This is a genomic window from Rhodococcus sp. CH91 (assembly GCF_022554085.1).
In the GTDB taxonomy this organism is placed as follows: Bacteria; Actinomycetota; Actinomycetes; order Mycobacteriales; family Mycobacteriaceae; genus Rhodococcus.
In genome coordinates this window covers 162,937-183,437 of the sequence record NZ_JAKFYR010000008.1, presented here as the reverse complement: position 1 = coordinate 183,437, position 20,501 = coordinate 162,937, and the positions used below count along the sequence as shown (strand labels likewise).

Annotated in this window: 26 protein-coding genes; 15 read left to right on the top strand and 11 right to left on the bottom strand. The window is 68.1% G+C overall.

Features of this window, described 5'->3' with window-relative positions:
• Positions 1-8: 8 nt before the first annotated feature.
• Together MOM01_RS16655 and MOM01_RS16650 are read left to right on the top strand one after the other, a co-directional pair.
• The gene (locus MOM01_RS16655; RefSeq protein WP_241386532.1) at positions 9-1,109 is read left to right on the top strand and encodes an NAD-dependent epimerase/dehydratase family protein; all 1,101 of its coding nucleotides are present in this window, start codon (positions 9-11) and stop codon (positions 1,107-1,109) included.
• Positions 1,110-1,202: 93 nt separating this feature from the next.
• Positions 1,203-1,475, top strand: coding sequence for a hypothetical protein (locus MOM01_RS16650; RefSeq protein ID WP_241386531.1), 273 nt, complete (start codon positions 1,203-1,205; stop codon positions 1,473-1,475).
• Positions 1,476-1,550: 75 nt separating this feature from the next.
• Here MOM01_RS16650 and MOM01_RS16645 read toward each other — a convergent pair whose 3' ends face one another.
• Positions 1,551-2,570 carry an iron-containing redox enzyme family protein gene (locus MOM01_RS16645; RefSeq protein WP_241386530.1) on the bottom strand — a complete coding sequence of 340 codons (1,020 nt, stop codon included), beginning with the start codon at positions 2,568-2,570 and terminating at the stop codon, positions 1,551-1,553.
• 90 nt (positions 2,571-2,660) lie between these two features.
• Between MOM01_RS16645 and MOM01_RS16640 the strand changes: the two genes are divergently transcribed.
• The 4 genes from MOM01_RS16640 (at position 2,661) to MOM01_RS16625 (ending at position 5,426) form a co-directional block, all read left to right on the top strand.
• Positions 2,661-3,518: an SDR family oxidoreductase gene (locus MOM01_RS16640; protein WP_241386529.1), complete on the top strand. Its 858-nt coding sequence runs from the start codon at positions 2,661-2,663 to the stop codon at positions 3,516-3,518.
• Between the two features lie 91 nt (positions 3,519-3,609).
• Positions 3,610-4,581 carry a helix-turn-helix domain-containing protein gene (locus MOM01_RS16635; RefSeq protein WP_241386528.1) on the top strand — a complete coding sequence of 324 codons (972 nt, stop codon included), beginning with the start codon at positions 3,610-3,612 and terminating at the stop codon, positions 4,579-4,581.
• A complete protein-coding gene (locus MOM01_RS16630; protein WP_241386527.1) occupies positions 4,578-5,141 on the top strand; it encodes a dihydrofolate reductase family protein in 564 nt (187 codons plus the stop codon). Before MOM01_RS16635 ends, MOM01_RS16630 begins: the two co-directional genes overlap by 4 nt.
• Before the next feature lie 63 nt (positions 5,142-5,204).
• Positions 5,205-5,426, top strand: a complete 222-nt coding sequence (locus MOM01_RS16625; protein WP_241386526.1) for a hypothetical protein — start codon at positions 5,205-5,207, stop codon at positions 5,424-5,426.
• A gap of 33 nt (positions 5,427-5,459) precedes the next feature.
• Here the strand turns inward: MOM01_RS16625 and MOM01_RS16620 are convergent, their stop codons facing one another.
• Genes MOM01_RS16620 through MOM01_RS16610 form a run of 3 tightly spaced genes read right to left on the bottom strand, consistent with a single transcriptional unit; the run spans position 5,460 to position 7,484 of the window.
• Complete coding sequence (locus MOM01_RS16620) at positions 5,460-6,317, bottom strand: polyphosphate kinase 2 family protein (RefSeq protein WP_241386525.1); 858 nt, start codon at positions 6,315-6,317, stop codon at positions 5,460-5,462.
• Positions 6,318-6,345: 28 nt separating this feature from the next.
• On the bottom strand, positions 6,346-6,690 hold the full coding sequence (locus MOM01_RS16615; protein WP_241386524.1) for a DUF4873 domain-containing protein: 345 nt from the start codon (positions 6,688-6,690) through the stop codon (positions 6,346-6,348).
• Positions 6,691-6,740: 50 nt separating this feature from the next.
• A complete protein-coding gene (locus MOM01_RS16610; RefSeq protein ID WP_241386523.1) occupies positions 6,741-7,484 on the bottom strand; it encodes a TetR/AcrR family transcriptional regulator in 744 nt (247 codons plus the stop codon).
• A 156-nt stretch (positions 7,485-7,640) separates the two neighbouring features.
• On the opposite strand from MOM01_RS16610, the gene MOM01_RS16605 reads away from it, so the two are divergent.
• From MOM01_RS16605 to MOM01_RS16580, 6 genes are all read left to right on the top strand, one after another.
• Positions 7,641-8,852 carry a DUF445 domain-containing protein gene (locus MOM01_RS16605; protein ID WP_277609872.1) on the top strand — a complete coding sequence of 404 codons (1,212 nt, stop codon included), beginning with the start codon at positions 7,641-7,643 and terminating at the stop codon, positions 8,850-8,852.
• 60 nt (positions 8,853-8,912) lie between these two features.
• Positions 8,913-9,389: a helix-turn-helix domain-containing protein gene (locus MOM01_RS16600; RefSeq protein WP_308197002.1), complete on the top strand. Its 477-nt coding sequence runs from the start codon at positions 8,913-8,915 to the stop codon at positions 9,387-9,389.
• On the top strand, positions 9,386-10,327 hold the full coding sequence (locus tag MOM01_RS16595) for a heparin-binding hemagglutinin (RefSeq protein WP_241386522.1): 942 nt from the start codon (positions 9,386-9,388) through the stop codon (positions 10,325-10,327). The genes MOM01_RS16600 and MOM01_RS16595 overlap by 4 nt, the downstream gene beginning before the upstream one ends.
• Positions 10,328-10,391: 64 nt before the next feature.
• Positions 10,392-10,682, top strand: coding sequence for a DUF2516 family protein (locus MOM01_RS16590; RefSeq protein ID WP_241386521.1), 291 nt, complete (start codon positions 10,392-10,394; stop codon positions 10,680-10,682).
• An 89-nt stretch (positions 10,683-10,771) separates the two neighbouring features.
• A complete protein-coding gene (locus MOM01_RS16585; protein WP_241386520.1) occupies positions 10,772-11,695 on the top strand; it encodes an AurF N-oxygenase family protein in 924 nt (307 codons plus the stop codon).
• 46 nt (positions 11,696-11,741) lie between these two features.
• Entirely contained in the window at positions 11,742-12,776 is a 1,035-nt protein-coding gene (locus MOM01_RS16580; RefSeq protein WP_241386519.1) for an alpha/beta fold hydrolase, read from the top strand.
• A 24-nt stretch (positions 12,777-12,800) separates the two neighbouring features.
• On the opposite strand, the gene purU is transcribed toward MOM01_RS16580, so the two are convergent.
• The 3 genes from purU to MOM01_RS16565 are packed head-to-tail and all read right to left on the bottom strand — an operon-like array spanning position 12,801 to position 15,156.
• Positions 12,801-13,688, bottom strand: coding sequence for a formyltetrahydrofolate deformylase (purU, locus tag MOM01_RS16575; RefSeq protein WP_241386518.1), 888 nt, complete (start codon positions 13,686-13,688; stop codon positions 12,801-12,803).
• A 44-nt stretch (positions 13,689-13,732) separates the two neighbouring features.
• The gene (locus MOM01_RS16570; RefSeq protein ID WP_241386517.1) at positions 13,733-14,626 is read right to left on the bottom strand and encodes a class I SAM-dependent methyltransferase; all 894 of its coding nucleotides are present in this window, start codon (positions 14,624-14,626) and stop codon (positions 13,733-13,735) included.
• Entirely contained in the window at positions 14,623-15,156 is a 534-nt protein-coding gene (locus tag MOM01_RS16565) for a GNAT family N-acetyltransferase (RefSeq protein WP_241386516.1), read from the bottom strand. The genes MOM01_RS16570 and MOM01_RS16565 overlap by 4 nt, the downstream gene beginning before the upstream one ends.
• 193 nt (positions 15,157-15,349) lie before the next feature.
• Between MOM01_RS16565 and deoC the strand changes: the two genes are divergently transcribed.
• Positions 15,350-16,015 carry a deoxyribose-phosphate aldolase gene (gene deoC / locus MOM01_RS16560; protein ID WP_241386515.1) on the top strand — a complete coding sequence of 222 codons (666 nt, stop codon included), beginning with the start codon at positions 15,350-15,352 and terminating at the stop codon, positions 16,013-16,015.
• 9 nt (positions 16,016-16,024) lie between these two features.
• Here deoC and MOM01_RS16555 read toward each other — a convergent pair whose 3' ends face one another.
• Positions 16,025-16,774, bottom strand: a complete 750-nt coding sequence (locus MOM01_RS16555; RefSeq protein ID WP_241386514.1) for an LmeA family phospholipid-binding protein — start codon at positions 16,772-16,774, stop codon at positions 16,025-16,027.
• A 103-nt stretch (positions 16,775-16,877) separates the two neighbouring features.
• Here MOM01_RS16555 and MOM01_RS16550 point away from each other — a divergent pair, with 103 nt between their 5' ends.
• Positions 16,878-17,495, top strand: a complete 618-nt coding sequence (locus MOM01_RS16550; protein WP_241386513.1) for a type IV toxin-antitoxin system AbiEi family antitoxin domain-containing protein — start codon at positions 16,878-16,880, stop codon at positions 17,493-17,495.
• A gap of 3 nt (positions 17,496-17,498) precedes the next feature.
• Here the strand turns inward: MOM01_RS16550 and MOM01_RS16545 are convergent, their stop codons facing one another.
• The 3 genes from MOM01_RS16545 to MOM01_RS16535 form a co-directional block, all read right to left on the bottom strand.
• On the bottom strand, positions 17,499-18,284 hold the full coding sequence (locus MOM01_RS16545; protein ID WP_241386512.1) for a class I SAM-dependent methyltransferase: 786 nt from the start codon (positions 18,282-18,284) through the stop codon (positions 17,499-17,501).
• 4 nt (positions 18,285-18,288) lie between these two features.
• Positions 18,289-18,789: a DUF2505 domain-containing protein gene (locus tag MOM01_RS16540; protein ID WP_241386511.1), complete on the bottom strand. Its 501-nt coding sequence runs from the start codon at positions 18,787-18,789 to the stop codon at positions 18,289-18,291.
• Positions 18,790-18,863: 74 nt separating this feature from the next.
• Entirely contained in the window at positions 18,864-19,373 is a 510-nt protein-coding gene (locus MOM01_RS16535) for a DUF2505 domain-containing protein (RefSeq protein WP_241386510.1), read from the bottom strand.
• Between the two features lie 23 nt (positions 19,374-19,396).
• Between MOM01_RS16535 and MOM01_RS16530 the strand changes: the two genes are divergently transcribed.
• On the top strand, positions 19,397-20,491 hold the full coding sequence (locus tag MOM01_RS16530) for a UDP-N-acetylmuramate dehydrogenase (RefSeq protein WP_308197001.1): 1,095 nt from the start codon (positions 19,397-19,399) through the stop codon (positions 20,489-20,491).
• Positions 20,492-20,501 lie beyond the last annotated feature (10 nt).

Below are 20,501 nucleotides of genomic sequence, written 5' to 3'. Positions count from 1 at the left end.
CGACGCCCATGGCCACGAGGTCACGATCAGGTCTACCGCGGCGCATCGTCGTCACCGGAGCCAGTGGCAACGCCGGCACGGCGCTCCTGAGCAGGCTCGCCGCACATCCGGAACAACCAGATATCGTTGCGATCGCGCGCCGGATCCCTCCGGCGCGCGATCCGTATGTCGGCGTCACGTGGTGTGCGCTCGACATCGCAGACCCCGATGCCGAGCACGTGCTCACTCCGATCTTCGCGGGGGCGGACGCGGTCGTGCATCTCGTATGGGGATTCCAGCCCTCGCACCGCCGCGACTATCTGCACCGGGTGGGTGTCGACGGCACGCGTGCCGTGATGACGGCGGCTGCCGCGGCCGGTGTCCGGCATGTGGTGCACATGTCCTCTGCTGCCGTCTATTCCGCAGGCGCTTACGGTCGAGAGGTCGACGAATCGTGGTCTCGGGACGGCGTGCCGACGTGTGTGTACAGCGTCGACAAGGTCGATGCGGAACGTTTTCTCGACGACTTCGAGAAGGATCCGAACGCCCCCGTGGTCACCCGCTTCCGTCCGGGCTTCATCGGGCAGTCGGTCGCCGGCCCCGGGCTCGAGCGTTATGTGCTGCCGGAGTTCGTCCCCAGTGCGATCACGAAGCATCTGCCCGTGATGCCGATCGACCGCAGTCTCGCTGTCCCGGCCGTCCATTCGGACGACGTGGCCCGCGCGTCGATCGCTGCTCTCGAACGCCGGGCACCCGGTCCGTTCAACCTGGCGGCCCCCACCCCCGTGGGAGCGGCCGACTTCGCGGCCCCGTTCGGGTGCCCCACGGTTCCGATGCCGTGGCGAAGTCTGTCGGCGGTGGCCGAAGCGACCTGGCGCCTACGGCTGCAACCGGTCCAGGGCGGGTGGATCGATCTCGCGTACAACTGTCCGATGCTCGACTGCGGCAGAGCGCGCGAGGAACTCGGATGGTCGCCCGTGCACGACGGCCCGGAGGTGTGGTCCGAGACCGTGCACGGAATGCAGGAAGGAACGGGCACGGGCAGTCCCGTCCTCTCGGTTCGGACCGCGCGTGAGCGGCTCGCGGCGCTCGTGGAGCGGGGCCCCATCGACCGCCGCATCCCGTCCTGACGGATTCGTAACGCGTTGGTGTACAAACCCGTTCGGATCTGCACGACCCGGCTCCCGGGTTTCGCGGGGAGGTGTATGCGGGTATTCGCCATCATGACGAAACCATCGAATCGGGCTCACGCTCCCACCACTGCCACGCAAGCTTCGGGCTGGATCGGATACGCCTGCATTCTCGCAGGTATCGCCGTGGTCGCTCTCGTTCTCTACGCGGCCGGCGACGGCTTCGAAGGATGGGTACTCGTCGGCGCCGTCGCCGCGGCCGTCCTCATCCTCGTCGGCGTGGTCATGTCCGTCCTGAATCTGCGTCACCGTCGCCTCCGCGGCTCCGGTGGTACGCCCACCCACGAACCCGGCCTCATCGATTGAGCCCGGACACGGCTTCACGGATTCGGACCGATGCCCCCGCCTCCTCGACCGAGGCGGGGGCATCGGTCTCGCACGTCAGGCCGGCGTCTCGGCCGACGTGAGGAGCGACGTGCGGCCGGCCGACCAGCTGCCCAGCAGGTGACTTCCGAGCCGGCCCTCGAGGAATTCGATGGCTTGTGCACCGAAGGAGATGTCCCGAGCACAGCCCGGATCCTGCTCCAGCAGATAACCCACCACGTCGTGACGCAGGACGAGTTCGTGTACTGCGTCGGCCTCGATGTGTTCGGAGTAGAACAGGATGCACGCCTCGTCCGCGCCGAGTCTTTCGAGAGCATCGACCATGCGCCGAGCGCTCGGTGCGGTGGTGATCTCGGCTGCGGCGAACATCCCCACCAACATCGGCGTGTGCGCGCGATGGAGACCGCACAACGACATGAAGTTCACCGTGGCGAGGGTGACGGCCGGAACGACGTCGAGATATCCGAGATAGTCGTCCTTCAGGCCGGCCGCGACCAGCAGGTCGGCGAACAGACGGGAATGCATGCGATCTGCTCGTCCGCCGCCGTATTCGTCGAACTCCACGGCAACCAGTGCGGCCTTCGCGCGACCGGACAGGCGGGGGATGGCCAGCGCGTGCGGGTCGGCTTCCTTGAGGTGGTAGATCGATCGGTGGACGAAGAACTCCCGCATCATGTCCCAGTCACCGCGCGCGGCCAACTCGTGCGAGACGCCCCAGGCGTCGTGGGGTTCACGGCACAGCTCCTCGAGCACGCTCTGCGGGTCGTCCGCGGCGGGGACATCCTCTCGCAACCGGTCGAGGAAGATCTTCTCGAGGCGTGCCCGCACACCCAGGGGGCCGGGAGCCCACTCCCAGGCTGGGTCGAGCCCGGCGAAGCCGCGATAGTGCAGCTCGTAGAGAACGGCCAGTGCCAGCTGGACATCCTCACCGTAGGCGTCGGCGCCCGCGGTCGTCACATCCCAGGAGGAGTCGTCCACCGGGCCCCGCAGACGCTCGACGACCTCTGCGGAAACAGGACCTCGCGGCGTGGGAAGCGGAGCGTCGTGGACATCGCACATCCGGGTCTCGTGAGCCATACGGCCTGTTTACCCGATGTGTGCTCCGGAAAAACGACCGCGGGCGCCACGGGCGTGCATACCGGCGGAGTCTGTGGGTATTCGGCGGCCATGAGCGAGGACCGCGAACGAGAACCCCACACCATCGACTATCCCGGCGAGACCGGCGACATGGCCGAGCGACCCGCCGACGAGATGCGCGGTTACGTCGGACGCGGTCTGCTGTCCGGACGCAAGGCTCTCGTCACCGGCGGTGATTCCGGGATCGGGCGGGCGGTCGCGGTCGCGTTCGCGAAGGAAGGTGCCGACGTCGCGATCGCCTATCTCGAAGAGCACGACGACGCCGAACACACCGCGCAGCTCGTGCGACAGGAAGGTCGCACGTGTCATGTGATCGCAGGCGATCTCGGAGACGCGCAGCACTGCCGCTCGGTGGTCGCCGAGACGGTCGAACACCTCGGTGGGCTCGACACCCTCGTGAACAACGTCGGCACCCAGCAGCCCGTCGACGACTTCGCCGAGCTGAGCGAGGAGCAGTGGCGGCACACCTTCGCCGTCAACATCGACAGCTTCTTCCACGTGACGAAGGCGGCGCTGCCGCATCTGACACCGGGGGGCGCGGTGATCAACACCGCGTCGGTCAACGGACTGCGGGGGAACAAGTCGCTCATCGACTACTCGGCGACGAAGGGCGCCGTGATCGCGTTGACCTACTCTCTCGCGCAAGCTTTGCAGGACAGGCAGATCCGCGTGAACTGTGTGGCTCCCGGTCCGGTGTGGACACCGTTGATCCCCGCGACCATGGACGCGGAGAAGGTGTCCGAATTCGGGCAGCAGGCGCCCTTCGGCCGGGCTGCGCAACCGGACGAGATCGCCCCCTCGTACGTCTTCTTCGCGTCGGAGACGATGTCGTCCTACTACAGCGGTGAAGTGCTCGCCCCTCTCGGCGGCGAGACCATGCCGGGCTGACCGCACGCCGGGATCGGCGGAGACGGCTGCCCGCACCAGGACAGCAAGAACGGTCGAGCGGGAGCGCAGCTGTGCACGCGAGACTGGACCCATGACCGACGGCCGGGATCGATTACGCGAACTGCTCGACGCAGTCCTCGACGAGAACAACGCCACCCTCGAGCGGATGGCCCGGCACGCCTATGCGTCGCCCTGGCATTTCAGCCGCCGCTTCACGCTGGGGACCGGGGAGTCGCCGGTGGCGTTGCGACGCAGGGTGATACTCGAACGCGCAGCGTGGCAGCTGCGTGAGGGTGCGACCGTCACGGAGACGGCCTTCGCGGCCGGTTACGACAGCGTCGAAGGCTTCGGACGTGCGTTCGCGCGGGCATACGGATATCCGCCCAGCGCTGCGATCCGGGTACTCGGTTCCGGCGGCAGCGACCACTGGTTGTCCTCACCGAACGGGGTGCACTTCCACCCTCCGACGAACCTGTGGGTGGAGGACGACGAGCGACGCGAGTCCGCCGCCGTCACGGCCGGGGAGGTCGTGGCCCAGATGGTGCAGCACGATCTCGCCGATACACAGATCCTGCTGGAGTGTGCGTCCGGGCTGGACGACGACGAATACGCACGCGTCCGCTTCCCCGGCCTCGTGGTACTCGAATGGGACGGACCCGAGGAATCGGTGGCCGCTGCCCTCGGCAATCTGGTGTGGTCGAAAGAGGTGTGGCTCGCATCGATGTCGGGTGGGGAGCAGCCCGAACGGGGAGCTGCGGACCTCGCGTCGGTGCGCTCCCGCTTCGCCGACGTAGCGCCGCGCTGGGCGGAAGCGGTGCGCGACATCCACAGGCGGAGTGCCTGGGGCGACCTGCTCATCGACGCGCTGTGCGAGCCACCGGAGAGTTTCGTCCTCGGCGGAGTGATCAACCACGTCCTCACCTTTTCTGCGCATCGACGGCAACTCGTGCGCCACATGCTCCGCGCGGCGGGCCTGACCGTCGACCACGGCGACCCACTCGCCTGGGTCCGAGACGCCCCACTCGCACTGGTCGATATCGACGACGACAGGAGTGACCGATGACCCGGATGGTCTACTACACCGCGAGCACCCTCGACGGTTTTCTTGCTACCGAGGATCATTCGCTCGACTGGCTGCTCACACGCGAGACCGGCGACGGGGGACCTGTCGGGTACGCGGAGTTCATCGCAGGGATCGGGGCGATCGTCATGGGAGCGTCGACCTATCTCTGGGTACTCGATCACGCAGGTGAGGACGGATGGGAGTACGACCTGCCCTGCTGGGTGTTCACCCACCGCGACGATCTGCCGGTGGCGCGCTCCGGGGGCGTACCCGGCGACATCCGGTTCACCCGGGGGGACGTCCGCCCGGTGTACGCGGAGATGGCCGAGGCGGCCGGCGGTCGCGACCTCTGGATGGTGGGAGGCGGCGATCTCGCGGGGCAGTTCGCCGATCACGGTCTGCTCGACGAACTGATCGTCTCGTTCGCGCCGGTGACGATCGGATCGGGACGCCCCCTGCTTCCGCGGCACGTGGAGATGCGCCTGACCGGGATGGGGCAGAGCGGCGAGTTCGCCGTCGTCCGCTACGACGTGCTCGGCGGCGCGGCCGAACAGTTGTGAGGGGGATCACGTACAGGTACCGTCGGAATTCGAGTGGGTCACCTCGTCCAAGGAGGACCGGTCGTGAAACTCAATCTCTTCGTGGCGTGGAGCGCCTACGGTCTCGCGCTGACCACGATCCTGATGATTGCCCTGACGCTCGTGGCCGCCGGCTACGGATTCGAGGGCTGGGCAGTCGTCGCGGCGATCGCGGCGGTCGTCGCGCTCGGCGCGGCGTTCGGCCTGGTGTCCGGAACGATCCGGCGCGACCACAGACGGCACTTCGATACCCCGCACCTGTTCTGACGTCCACCTCACGACTCTGCGAGTCGGTCCACCTCACGACTCTGCGAGTCGGCATTTCTCCGTTTCGATGTCGAAGGTCGGCTCCGGCCAATCGAGGTCGAGGCGCTCGAAGGCGTCGATGAGCAGTTCGGTGACCGCGAGACGGCTGTACCACTTACGGTCGCACGGGACGACGTACCAGGGTGCCTCGTCGGTGCTCGTCCGGTCGAGCATGTCCTGGTAGGCCTGCTGGTACTGCGGCCACAGGGCGCGTTCCGAGACGTCGCTGGGCGCGTACTTCCAGTGCTTGTCGCGGCGTTCGAGGCGTTCGGCCAGACGCTTCTTCTGCTCGTCGAGCGAGACGAACATCGCGACCTTCACGAGAGTCGTTCCCTCGCGGACGAGCTCCTCCTCGAAGCGGTTGATCTCGTCGTAGCGCCCCCGCCAGATGCTCTCGGGCACGAGCGCCCTGACCCGGGCGACGAGCACGTCCTCGTAGTGCGAGCGGTCGAAGACGCCCAGCTGGCCGTTGCGGGGGACGGCTTTCGCTATCCGCCACAGGAAGTGATGCCGCTTCTCCTCGGCGGTGGGGACGCCGAAAGCAGTGTGGTCGACGCCCTGTGGGTCGACGTGGCCGATGACGTGGCGCACCATGCCGCCCTTTCCGGCGGTGTCCATCCCCTGCAGGATCAGCAGCACCGAGCGGGTACCGCCGGTCCGTCCCTCGGCGAACAGCATCTCCTGGAGGGAGGACAGGACGGCGCCGCGTTCGGTGAGCAGACGCTCACCGAGGGCTCTGTCTCCGTCGAATCCCGGTGTCGCACTCGTGTGGAGGTCGGCTACGCGCGTCGTGGGCCCGGCTCGGAGCGCCTCGACGATCGACGCGGGCCGGAAGGTGTGGTCCTTCGTCATGCCCGAAGCGTGTCACACCCGGGGGCTTTCAGGCGGGATCCTCATCGGCGTCGTCGGGTCCGAGCGGATAGGGCGGACGTGATGTGCCGTCGATCATGTGGCTTCCCCACAGGTCGATCTCCGAGATACGTGCCGTCGCGGGGTTCGGCGCTCCCGGCACCGAGATGGTCACGGAGGTTCCCGACGCGGGCGAGGCGCCTTCGCCGAGGGCTTCGGTGAGCTTGCGGAGGCGACCCCGCCACACGTGCCGGCCGAGCAGGGGATCGAATCGGCCTGATATCTCCACGTCGACGACGGCACTTCGATCTCCCACCGTGACCTCGGCACGGCCGCGGTAGCCGGAGTCGTGCAGGTCGTCCGCGTCGTCGCTCATAGTCCGGGACTATACGTGCAACCGCGAGTAACAGTAAAGGGGTCCGGGGGTCAGGGCGCGGTCGAGGACTCCGGGAGGAGCGGGTGGGACTGCGACTTGAAACGCACCGGCGATCCGGCGACACCGGCGATCCCGGTCATGCCGCCCCAGATCATCATCGTCAGGTAGTCGATGAGATCCTCGGTGCTCATCGACTTGTTCGAGATCCACCAGTGGGTCGCGAGCTGGATACCGCCCACGATGCCGTAGGCCCACGGCACGGCGCCGCCCGAATCCATCTCGAGCAGGCGGAGGCGTTCGCCGAGGACGGTGGCGACGAGTTCGGCGATCATCCGCTCCGAGTCGGCCACCACGTCGCGTCCCGCCGACGCGCTGTTGCTCATCACGTACAGGTAGACGGCGGGGTCGTCGGCGACGGTCTCGACGTAGGCCGTGATGGCCTCCCGGGTGAGCTCGTATTCGTCCAGGTCCTCCGCTACTGCGGCGTAGATCCGGGGCGCGAGGACGGTCTCGACGTAGCGCAGCATGGTGGCCGTCGTCAGGTCGCTCTTGTCGGTGAAGTACCGGTAGAGCACGGTCTTCGACACGCCGATCTCGGCGGCGATCTCGTCCATGCCGATCTCGTGTCCCCGGGCGCGGATCGCGTTGATGGTGCCGTCCACGAGTTCTTCCCGGCGCGCGATCTTGTGCTCGTGCCACCGGCGTTTGCGCCCGTCCTGCTTTGCGGGCGGCACGTCCTCGGTCGAGGCTGTGGTCGAAGTCGTCTGCGGTCTGCTGGACACTGTGTGGCACATCCGTTCGGTGTCGATCGTCGGCTCAGTCTACGATTCGTACTCCGGTCCTTCAGAACTCGAGGGCGTTCCGGCCGCCGGCCGCCGACTTTCGGCACAATCGATCGCGTGCAGCTTCTGACGACCGATGACGAGATCAAACGCCGAGACCTCCGCCGCATGAAGGCGGTTGCGACCGGTTTCCTCGTCGCCGCCGCGATCATCTATCTGTTCTGCCGATGGCAGGAGACCCGAGGCGCAGGCGCGTGGGTGGGTTACGTGCGGGCTGCGTCCGAGGCCGGCATGGTCGGTGCGCTGGCCGACTGGTTCGCCGTCACCGCACTGTTCCGGCATCCGCTGCGGATTCCCGTTCCTCACACCGCGATCATCAAGCGGAAGAAGGACCAGCTCGGTGCCAACCTGAGCTCGTTCGTCGGGAACAACTTCCTCGCCCCCGAGGTGGTGTCCGCCAAGGTCGAATCGGCGCAGATACCGCTGCGGGTCGGTACGTGGCTGGCCGAGCCGGACAACGCCGCCCGGGTGGCGAAGGAGACGTCGACGGTCCTGCGGGGTGTGGTCGGAGTCCTGCGTGAGGACGACATCCAGCAGATCATCGACCACACCATCGTCAAGCGCATCGCCGAACCGGAATGGGGGCCGCCGATCGGACGTGTTCTCACCGAACTGATCTCCGAGAATCGGCATCTCCCGCTCGTCGACATGCTCGCCGAGCGGGCGCACCAGTGGGCCCTCGGGAGTCAGGAGACCATCGATCGCGTGATCAGCCGCGACTCGCCGTCCTGGTCGCCGAAATTCGTCGATCTGCTGCTCGGGGAGCGGATCCACCGCGAGCTGGTCGAGTTCACCTGGAAGATCCGCTCGAATCCCGAGCACGAGGTCCGGCTGGCGATCAATCGCTTCCTGGCCGATTACGCCCGCGACCTGCAGAGCGACCCGGTGACCATCGCCAAGGCCGAGAAGGTCAAGGCGGAGATCATGGGGCGTGACGAGGTGACCCAGCTCGCCGCCGCGACCTGGCGTGCCGCGAAGCGGATGATCCTCGATTCGGTGGACGATCCGAACAGCACGCTGCGGACGAAGGTCGCGGAGAACGTCATGGCCTTCGGTATCCGGGTGCGGGAGGACGGCGAGTTGCGGACCAAGATCGACGGGTGGCTGCTCGATGCCGTCCGTTTCGTCGCGTCGAACTACGCCGACGAGATCACCTCCGTCATCCGCGAAACCGTCGAGCGCTGGGATGCCGAGGAGGCAAGTCGCAAGATCGAACTCGCCGTCGGCCGGGACCTGCAGTTCATCCGGATCAACGGCACCGTGGTCGGTTCGCTCGCCGGCCTTGCGATCTACACCCTGTCGGAGCTGCTGTTCGCGTGATCCGCGTCACGTGCTAGCAGAGTGCTTGCTGCAGTTAGCACTCGGACGTAGGGTGGGGTCGTGTCCACGGAACCAGATCCGATCCAGGGCTCGGGCGCACCGGACGACAGTGCCGGGCCGGGGGATGTCGCCGCACGGGTGGTCAACAACGCCGCCCAGGACATCGGTGCCTTCATCCGGTCCCAGCGCGAGGCCGCGCAGGTTTCGCTTCGGCAGCTCTCGCAACTGGCCGGTGTCAGCAATCCCTACCTGAGTCAGATCGAACGGGGGCTGCGCAAACCGTCCGCGGAAGTGCTCGCCCAGATCGCCAAGGGGCTACGGCTCTCGGCAGAGGTTCTCTACGTACGAGCCGGGATTCTCGAGCATCGAGCGGAGAGTGCCGTGCGCGACGCGGTGCTCGTCGACCCCGTTCTCACCGAACGGCAGAAGCAGGTCCTGCTCGACATCTACGACTCGTTCTGCCGGGAGAACCGCCAGGACGCCGGTGATGCCGCGCCCGACAATCCGACAGACTTCGACGAGGAGAAATCCCCATGACCGATCCCAACAACATCCGTACGTCCCTCTACGCCGCCGTAGGGGCCGGCGACGCCGTCGTCCAGGCGGTCGCCGACCTCGTGGCCCAAGCCCGTCGGCGCGCCGAGAGCAATCGCAACGAGGTGGCCGAGCGGGTCGAGACCGCGCGCGATCGCTTCGCGACCCTGCCCGCCGACCTGACCGAGACCGTCGAGTCCCTTCGGGAGCGTCTCGCCGAACTGCCGGCCGAACTGCCCGAGGAGATCGCCGAGCTGCGCGAGCGTTTCAGCGCCGAAGAACTTCGGAAGGTCGCCGAGGCGTATCTGAAGGTCGCCTCCGATCTGTACACCGCGCTCGCCGAGCGGGGCGAGGAGACCATCGAGCGTCTGCGGTCCCAGCCCGGCCTCGAGGAGGGTCTCGGCCGCGCCGAAGCGGTGCTCGGCGATGCTGCCGATCTCACCGAGGAAGCACTCGGGACGGTGGCGCGCCGGACCCGTGAGGTCGGCGAACAGGCGGCGAAGCTCGCCGGCCGTGCGGCCGGCCGGATCTCGGAGACCGGCGAGGACGTGAGCGAGGCCGTGTCGAGTGCCGGCGAGAAGGCCGCCGAGCGTGTGACCGCGCTCGGCGAGCGGGCCGAGGGAACGAGTTCCGACGCCGCGGGACGCGTCGAGTCCGCCCGGGGCGACGTCCGTGAGGCAGCGGGCAAGGCCGCGGAGAAGGTCGAGTCCGTGGCGACCCCGGCCGAACCGGTGCAGGTCACTCCCGCCAAGACCCCCGCCAAGAAGGCGCCCGCGAAGACTCCGGCCAAGAAGGCGCCCGCGAAGACGTCGGCCGAGACTCCCGCCACCGCTGCGGCCAAAGCTCCCGTGAAGAGCGCGGCGAAGACGCCCGCCAAGAAGACCCCCGCGAAGAAGACTCCCGCGAAGAAGGCGGCGCCGCGCAAGACCAGCGGCTCCTGACCTGCTGTGACCGATCGGCCCCCGTGCGAACGTGCACGGGGGCCGATTCTCGTAGACTGGTGGCGTGACCAATGTCGATTCACTTGCCGGTCTGATCATCCTCGCGCTGCAGATCATCGCCATCGCCGGGGCGGGCTTCGCGCTGTTCCATGCGGTGCGTCAGCCGTCCGAGGCGTTTCCGGCCGTCGACAAGCTGACCAAGCCCGTCTGGCTCGGCATCCTGGTGGCCGCACTGCTCGTGCTCCTCGTGTTCGGTGCAGTGGGCCTGCTCGGCATCATCGCGGTCGTCGCGGTGTGCGTGTACCTCGTGGACGTCCGTCCGCGGGTCGAGGAGGTCCAGCGTCCTCGGTGGTAGTCCGGGCGCTCCGGCGCATCGCTTGACAACTGTGATCCAGATAATGACACTTCGGGTAACGGATATTTTCCGAGACGAGGTGGTCGGCGATGACGCTCACGCGAAAGCACGACCTCCTGCCGGGTGAAGGGTCCACCGAGAACCGGCAGGAGACTGCGCAACGTCTGCTCGATTCGTCCGCACGGCTGTCCTACGATCCGATGCTGGAGATCGACTGGGACGCGCCGCTGGTGGACGGCAAGTACGGCATGACGCCGGAATGGTGCAGCCTCTACGGCACCGACCTGTGGGAACGCATGTCGGAGGACCAGCGCATCACTCTCACCAAACACGAAGCCGCGAGCATCGCCGGCACCGGCATCTGGTTCGAGATGATCCTCATGCAGATGCTCGTCCGTGACCTCTACCGGCACGATCCCGCGACCCCCTACGTGCAGTTCGGGCTCACCGAGATCGCCGACGAATGCCGGCACTCGATCATGTTCGCCCGCTCGGCGCAGCGGTCCGGGATCCCCTCCTACCGCCCCAAGCGCTGGATCCGCGAGAGCGGCCGGCTCTTCAAGGCGATCGCGCGCGGCGCCCTCGCCTACGGCGGCACGCTGTTCGCCGAGGAGATCCTCGACATGATGCAGCGCGACTTCATGCGCGACGAGCGTGTCCAGCCGATCACCCGCACGGTGAGTCACATCCACGTCGTGGAGGAGTCGCGGCACATCCGGTACGCGCGCGAGGAGACCCGCCGGCGCTCCGCCCACGCGAGTCGCCTGCAGCGTGCGTGGGTCCGCCTCCACTTGGGTGTCAGCGCGTATTTCGTCGTCACCAGTCTGGTGAACGACCAGGTCTACGCCGCAGCCGGACTCGACATCGCCGAGGCGAAAAGGGCTGCGCGCGCGAACCGGCACTATCACGACAGGATCCGTCAGGGCACCCGCCGCACGGTCGAGTTCCTCGACGAGGTGGGTCTGATCGGCGGTCCGTCGACACTGCTGTTGCGGCGCGCGCACGTCATGTGACGCGCGCCGATGCGATTCCCGTCCGAGCACCAGGAGATCCCCGCCCGTGAGAAAACCGTCCCCGACCGCGTCGATCGTCGCGGGCTCGATCGTCGTGGCAGCCGCCGCAACCGTTCTCGCCCGCACGCGCCGGACTCGCACCGTCGTCCGCGCCGAGGACGGCCCGCCGCATGCGCTGCTGCACGAACCGGAGATCGAACCCGAAGCCGTCGACGTCCGGACCGAGGACGGTGCACGTCTGAACGTGCTCGCCTACGGAGACCGTGACGCGCCCGTGCTGGTCTTCTGCCACGGCTGGACGTGCAACGCCGCCTACTGGACGCCGCAGATCAACGCGTTCGCGGAGAACTACCGCGTCGTGGTCTACGACCAGCGAGGGCACGGAGACAGCGAGACCGGGGCTCGTCCGCTGGGCGCCGACGTGCTGGCCGACGATCTCCAGGCGGTCCTCGATGCCGTTCTCCGTCCCGGGACGAAAGCGATACTCGCGGGCCACAGCATGGGTGGCATGAGCATCATCTCGTGGGCGGAGAAGTACCCCGAGAACGTCCACCGCACGGTCGCGGGTGTGTTGCTCGCCAGCACGGGAACCGACCGGCTCGTCGCCGACTCGGCCATCGTGCCGTTGCCGGAGCGTTTCCCGCGGGTGCCGGTCCCCGTGGCGAGCCGGCTCATGGGCGCGACGCTTCCGCTGGCCTCGTCACCGGTCACCACCCGGGCACTGCGGTACGTGGCGCTGTCGCCCCGCGCGAGCACCGCGGAGGTGGCCTTCTGCGAGCGGATCGTGCTCGGCTGCCCGCCGCGCACGCGAGGAGGGTGGGGCCGGGCACTGAGCGCGCTCGACATCCGGGAGGGCCTGCGGAATCTGACCGTACCGACGACGGTGCTCGTCGGCACGGCCGATCGTCTCACTCCGCCCGTGCACGCTCGGCGCCTCGCGGAGGAACTCGACCGTGCCGGAAATCTCGAGCGCCTCGTGGTGCTCGACGGCGTCGGGCACATGAGTTCGGTCGAAGCCATCGACAGGTTCGACGAGGAGATCGCGCACCTCGCCGAACGCGCGGGCGTGCCCGTCGGCTGACGAACCACCCGCGGCCGGGCGGGCCTACCTGAAGACGACCGTCTTGCTGTCGTGCACGAGCACACGATCCTCGAGATGCCAGCGCAGACCGCGCGACAGGACCAGCTTCTCGACGTCGCGACCCTGACGGACCATGTCGCTCACGCTGTCGCTGTGGCTGACGCGGACGACGTCCTGCTCGATGATGGGACCGGCGTCGAGTTCGGCCGTGACGTAATGGCAGGTCGCTCCGATGAGCTTGACGCCGCGCGTGAACGCCTGGTGGTAGGGCCGAGCCCCGACGAACGACGGCAGGAAGCTGTGGTGGATGTTGATCGCCCGCCCGGCCCAGTGCTCGCACAGCTCCTCCGGAAGCACCTGCATGAACCGGGCGAGGACGACCGCGTGCGGATCGTGCGCGTCGACGAGCTTGCGCACCTGTTCGAAGGCCGGCCCACGGTCGGCGGGGTCCTTCGGGAACGACACGTAGTGGTAGTCGATGCCGTGACGCTGCGCCACGGCTTCGAGCTCGCGATGATTACCGATGACGGCGCACACCTCGGCGTCGAGTTCTCCCGCGGCGACCCGCCCCAGGATGTCGTGCAGACAGTGCGCTTCCTTGCTCACGAGCAGCACGATCCGCTTGCGCTTGCCGGTGTCCGAGAGCGTCCATTCGGTCTGCGGGCCGATGTCCGCCGCGACGCTCGCGAACTTCTCGCGCAGTTCGTCGATGCCGAACGGGATCGACGACGCCCGGACGGCCTGCCTGGTGAAGAACCATCCGCTGTCCTGGTCGGCGTGATAGGCCGCCTCGACGATCGAACCACCGACCTCCGCGAGGAAGGTGGAGATACGGGCGACGATCCCGGTGGCGTCCGGGCAGCCCAGTGTCAGAACGTAACGTCGGTCGTCGGCGGAAGAGGCGAGCGTCATGCTCCGATTGTCTCAGGTGGCAGGCAGGGGCTGTTCCCCGGTCGTCAGCCGGAGGCCGGAGGGCGTCGCACTGTGGCCGAGGCCACGAGGGTGGTGGCGTCGATCGTGTGCACTCCGCGTGTCGTGACCTCCTCGGCGAGTTCCCGTCGCACCGTTTCCGTCTGCTCGCCGTCGAGTCCGGTCAGCGCTGCCCGCAGGCCCGTACCGATCACGAGTGACCAGCACAGCTCGTCCGTCGCGGGCAGCAGATTCGACAGGGTCCGGACCTCCACGGAATCCGTTCCGGCGTCCACGAGCCACGCCTCGATCGTCTCCGGGGTATCGATCCGATGCAGTGGCGTGTGGTCGCGCAGTTCGGGGCGCTCGCGCAGTTCGGGGGAGTGGCGTGCCGCGACATCGAACACGATCGATGCGAATTCCTCGATCGCCCCCCGTCGCCACACCGTCACCCCGACCCGTCCGCCCTGCCGCACGAGCGAGGTGAGATGCCAGAAGGATCGATCCATGTCGGGGAGGAAGAAGACCCCGTACGAGATCGAGAGGGCGTCGTAGCCCCGGTCCGCGACATCCGACGGCATCTCCCACCGGGAGGCGTCGGTGCAGACGAAGTCGATGTTCTTCAGGCCCCGGGCCTCGGCTGCCAGGCGACCGCGTTCGAGGAGTTCGTCCGCGATGTCCACCGCGTGGACACGCCCCTCGGGACCGACCGCCGCCGCAGCGGGAAGTGCGGACGATCCCGTCCCGCAGCACGCGTCGAGCACGAACTCGCCGGGAGAAACGCCCAACTGGAAGATCAGGGCTTGACCGGCCGGTCCCCACAGCCTCGGGGTCAATGCGTCGAAATCGCTGCCGGCCGCGTCGAACGTGCGCGCCGTCTCGGCGGAGTCGGACCACGGAGAACCGGAAGCAGAGAGGTGGTCCGGCCGATCGTCGTTCATTCCTGCTCCTCGAGGGTGTAGAACGGTGCGGCGTAGCGGAAGGTGCCTCGCAGGCCCGGTCGATGCGCCGAGAGCGCGCGGGCCTGGAAGTGGGGACCCCAGTCCTCGACGTCCGGGAAGACACCGAGTTCTGTGGCGCGTACGAAACCGAAGCGAGGGTAGTAGTCCGGATGCCCGAGCAGGAGCACGATCGATTCGTCCAGCGCGTCGGCCGCGCCGAGCACGGCATGCATCAGAGCACTCCCCACACCGGAACGCTGCAGATCGGGACGGACACCCAGCGGTCCCAGCCCCAGGGCGGGCACGTCGCCGACGAATCCTCGCGTGGCAACGACGTGCCCGACGATCGCGCCCCCGGTGTCCTCGGCCACGATCGACAGCGGTGGCAGCCATGCGTCGCTCGCTCTCAACGACGCGACCAGGCCGGATTCGACCGGCTCACGGCCGGGCACGGCGAAGGGGACGAACGCAGCGCGATGCACGGCTGCGATCGCGTCGACGTCCTCCGACAGCTCACGACGGATCAGCATCCGCTCATTGTGGGGTGCGAAGCGAAATCGCGGTATCGAATTATCTCCGTCTGCTGTGCCTGCGAGCGATCACCACGGCGACGACTGCGACGAGAAGTGCGAGCACCGGAATCTCCGTGCGAGCCGGCTACCCCGCACGGTGCGGAACATGCCGGCCCGGCCGCCGAACCCCGACATGTGGGAAGCTGCAGTCATGTCCGGAACCTCGCTGACCCGCGCGCAGGTCGCGTCGATGATCGACCACACTCTCCTCAAGCCCGAAGCGTCGGCACAGGACGTGCGAGGCCTCGTGGACGAGGCCGTCGAGCTCGGCGTGTACGCGGTGTGCGTGTCGCCGTCGATGCTGCCGCTGCGAGCCGAAGGGGTCCGGATCGCCACGGTCGTGGGATTTCCCTCCGGGAAGCATCACTCACTCGTCAAGGGCGCCGAAGCGCGCCTCGCCGTGGAGCAGGGGGCGAGAGAGATCGACATGGTGATCGACGTGGGCGCTGCGGTCGCCGGTGACTACAACGCCGTTCTCGCCGACATCCTCACCGTGCGCGAGGCGATCGGTTTCGATCCCGTGCTCAAGGTGATCATCGAATCCGCGGTGCTCTCGGACGAAACGATCGTCGAGGTGTGCCGCGCAGCGGAGAAGGCCGGGGCGGATTTCGTGAAGACCTCCACCGGCTTCCATCCGGCCGGCGGAGCCACCACCCACGCGGTGGCGCTCATGGCGGAGACGGTGGGCGGACGGCTCGGTGTCAAGGCCAGCGGAGGGATTCGCACCGCGGAGGCCGCGGTCGCCATGATCGAGGCCGGTGCGACGCGTCTCGGGTTGTCCGGCAGCCGCGCAGTGCTGGACGCGCTGCCGGACTGACCCCGTCGCTCACGCCAGCAGGCCGCAACTGTCCTGTTGCTGTTGCTGCTGTCCCTGCGGCGCCTCCGGCAGTACGAAGGGTCCCCCCTCGAGGCGCAGATCGACGCCGGACTCGGTCACCTTCACCTCGGTGGCCCGCATACCCAGCGGGTACTGCTGCAGACCGGAGGTCAGGATGTCCACCACCCCGTCGACGAGAGCTGTGGGAAGCCCGATTCCCAGGATCGAGGCGTCGGTCGTCTCGATCGTCACCGTCCCGTCGTTCACCACGGGGCGCGCGGTGAACTCGGCCAGACCCTGACCGCCGACCGTGAAGGTCAGAGTGCCGGCGTTCTCGTCGGCGGCGACGTCCGTGACGAGTGCGCCCACGGATTGGCTCTGTACCGTCGCGAGAATTCCGGAGACGGGCCACGAGACGTCGGCGCTCGAACTGCCGATGGTGCCGGCGCCCTCCGCGGAGTCACGCAGATCCACGTTGTGGACCTCGGCATGCACCTGCATCTGCTGGGCGGGCCCGAAGGCGGTGTCGTCGCTGTCGAGGGTGACCGACGGTACCTGCCGGTCGAGTAGTTGCAGCAGGACCGGTTTCCAGCTCAGATCGACGTCGACCCCCGTGCCGAGTTCGCTCTCGAACGACTGGGCGAGACAGGTCGTCGCGCGGTTCCGGACGTAGACCTCCGCGCCCACCAGCACAGCGACGAGCGCGGCGACGAGAACGACGACGATCGTGACGAGGCGAGTGCGCTTCCGTTGCGTCATGCTTGCCGATTGTTCCGGAGAACTCTGAAGATGCACTGAGCACACGACCGTCGGATGCGGAAAATATGTGAGGTGCACCACATCGTCGGCTACGCTGGGCGCCATGACAGGGTGGACGGATTCAGGTCACGACGCAACCGGGCGGGCCGATGCCGACGACTCGCTGCGGCGCCTTGCCGCCACGCAAGCAGGTTTCTTCACCGCCCGCCAGGCGGTCGGTGAAGGCATAGCCACACACGAGTTCGCCGGACGGATCGACTCGGGATCGTGGATCCGGATCGAGGTCGAGCTGTTCCGGTTGAGCGACAGCCCCCGGACCAAGTTCGACGAGTTCGCCCAATGGTGCACGTGGTACGAGGGCGAAGCCGTCGTCTCGCACCAGAGCGCCGCCGACCTGCACGGCATGGGTCATCTGCAACCGCGCTTCCTGCACCTGTCCACCCCGGACCAGCGCAGCGTCCCGAGCAACCGCCTCGCCCTGCACCACCGGACGCTGACGGCGGACGACTGCGAGATCGTCGGAGCGTTCCGGATCACCACGCCTGCCCGGACCGCCGTCGATCTCGCGGCGGGTGGTGTGTCGCAGGAGGTACTCGACGAACTCGTCGGCGATGCTCTCGCTCTCGGGCGCGTCGACTCCGACGAACTGCATGCCGCGGTGGCGAATCAGCCCGCGGCGGTCGCCGACCGGATCGAACTGGCACTGCTCGCCGCCGGCTGACCCTTACGAGAAGCTCGCCGGCGCCACCGCGCTCCAGGGCACCGTCAGGACGCAGTCGCGCAGGCGCCGACGGGACGGACGCACCGGGAAACCCTGCTCACGCAGCAGCTCCAGGCTCGCCTGCCAGCGGATCCGTGGCCCGAAGGCCGCATGCGGGGCGCTCGTCGCCCACGCGCGGTCGGCGGCGCGCAACAGGGCGTGGATCGGTTCGCCCGGCACGTTCCGATGGATCAGCGCCTTCGGCAACCGCTCGGCCACATCGGACGGTGTCTCCACATGGAACGGGCTCCACGCCAGTGTCAGCGAGCGGGGACCGTGCTCGTCGAGGAGCACCCAGGCGCAACGCCGGCCCAGTTCGTCGCACGTGCCGTCGATGAGCAGCCCGCCGGGCGCGAGTCCCGAACGCAGTCGTTCCCACGCCGGGCCGACGGCCTCCTCCGGGTACTGGCGAAGCACGTTGAACGCCCGGACGAGCGTGGGCCGGAGGCCCGCCAGTTCGAAACCGCCCCGGGCGAACTCGACGCCGTCGCGGCCGGGAACGACGCGTTCGGGATCGATCTCGAGACCCACCACCCGCAGATCCGGCCGGACCCGGCGCAAGCGTGCCGCGAGTTCGAGAGTGGTCACCGGCATGGCGCCGTAGCCCAGATCCACCACGAGGGGGTCGACGGCGTCGGTCAGCGCCTTCGCGATGTGGGGGTCGTGCATCGCCCAGCGGTCGCTGCGGCGCAGCCGGTTGATGCCGGTCGTGCCGCGGGTGACGACGCCGACAGGTCCTCGGGTTCGCACGCTCCTACCGTCGGGCCAGCCAGTCGGCTGTGATCGCCGCTTCGGTGCGGAACACGTCGAGGAGGTTGGTGAGGATGAGTTCTTCGAGCCTGCCGCCCACGAACGGGATGTCGACCTTGGCCTCGGAGGTGGTGCGCAGTGTGGCGCCGTGCTCGCCGGCGGAGAGTTCCATCGTGCCCGTCAGGCTTCCCGGGCCCCCGGGAATCGTCGCCTCGTAGGTGCCCGTGGCCCGGCCGGTGAACGGGCCGTAGCGCTCGGTACGAGTGATGACCATGTCCTTCCTGATCACCGTGCGGGCGATCTCCGGCAGGTCGGAACGCGGGAGGACATGGTGCAGCACCAGCACGATTCCGGACTCGGAAGCCGCGAAGTCGCGGACGTGGTTCTCGGAGTACTTGCGCATCTCGGTCACGCGCGCTTCCCAGTGATCGGGGTCGGCGAGAGCCTCGTACACCCGCTCCGGGGGATGGGAGAAGCGGGCGGAGTAATCGATGCGCCGTGACACGACCGGCCAGGATACCGTCCCTACCCGCCCGTCCGGAAATCACGGGCGAGTGGGACGGGACGGCACCGGCGTGCTCAGGCGGAGTAGTCGCCGTTCAGCCACTGCTCGGTGAAGGTGCGCTCCGCATCGAACAGGCCGATCAGCTGCTCGACGATCATCCCCTCGATCTTGGAGCCGAGGAACGGGATCTTCACCTCCACGGTGCCCTCGATGACGACGGACGACGCCGTGCCGTCGGACAGCAGGGTCATCACCCCGGTGACCTCGCCCGGCATCCCGTCGACATGGGCGGAGAACTTGCCCTCGGCGCGGTCGCCGTCGAATGCGCCCCACGCCTCACGGCGCTGGATGACCAGATCGCCGGGTCGCAGGCTCGTGACCATGCTCGGAAGGTGTTCGGCCGGGATGGCCTGCCGGAGCTCCAGCTCGATCGTGCCGTCACCGCCGTCGACCCGGTCGACGGCTGCTCCCGGGCCACCCACCTCGCGCAACCGGGTGTGCCAGTACTGCGGGTCGGTGAACGCCGCGTGCACCGCCGCGGAGGGGTAGGAGTACTTCGCAGTGTGGTCGATAGGGCTGCCCATACGGGGCACGCTACCGTTTGCTGGTGCTTGATCCACGTACCAGGGCCCGGCTCGCCGATGCGGGAGCCGCCGTGTCCGAGCAGGTGCCGCTGTCGGATTTCACGACCCTGCGACTCGGGGGACCGGCCCGGTATCTCGCGGAATGCAGCTCTACCTCGTCGTTGATCGACGTGGTACGCATTCTCGACGAGCAGGGCGTCCCGCTCCTGCTCCTCGCCGGCGGCTCGAACCTGGTGATCGGCGACGACGGGTTCGACGGCGTCGTGGTGCGGATCGCCACGACCGGTGTCGACGTCCACGACGACCACGTCCGGGCGGACGCGGGGGCGGGATGGGACGAGGTCGTCGCCGCCACGGTGGACGCCGGATTCGGCGGGCTCGAATGCCTGTCGGGAATCCCGGGGTCCGCCGGCGCGACCCCCGTGCAGAACGTCGGGGCCTACGGCGTCGAGGTGGGCTCGGTCCTCCGCCGGGTCCGCCTGCTCGATCGTCGTACCGGACAGGACGAGTGGGTCGGGCCCGGCGCCCTCGGTCTCGGTTACCGCACCAGCGTCCTCAAGCACACGGATACGGCGGTGGTCCTCGAGGTCGAACTGGATCTGCGAAGCGACGGCACCAGCGCACCGCTGGCGTACCGTGAGCTCGCGGTCGCACTCGGTGCCGCGGAAGGCGAACGCAGGCCGGCGGCGGAAGTACGCGAGCACGTCCTCGCGTTGCGGCGGAGCAAAGGCATGGTGCTCGACGCCGGCGACCACGACACCTGGAGTGCGGGATCGTTCTTCACCAACCCCGTCGTACCCGACGACCGGCTGCCCGGTGTGCTGGCGGCGATCGCCGCGCGGGTGGGAGAGGACGTACGGATCCCGCAGTTCCCCGCGGAGGGCGGGACCAAATTGTCGGCCGGCTGGCTCATCGAACGAGCGGGTTTCGCCAAGGGCTTTCCGGATGCCGACGCGCCGGCACGATTGTCGACGAAGCACACCCTGGCACTCACCAACAGGGGAGAGGCGTCGACCGCGGATCTCGTCGCACTGGCCCGACGGGTGCGCGACGGTGTCGAGGATGCCTTCGGTGTACGCCTGCATCCCGAACCGGTGACCGTGAACTGCACCGTCTGATCCTCGCGGT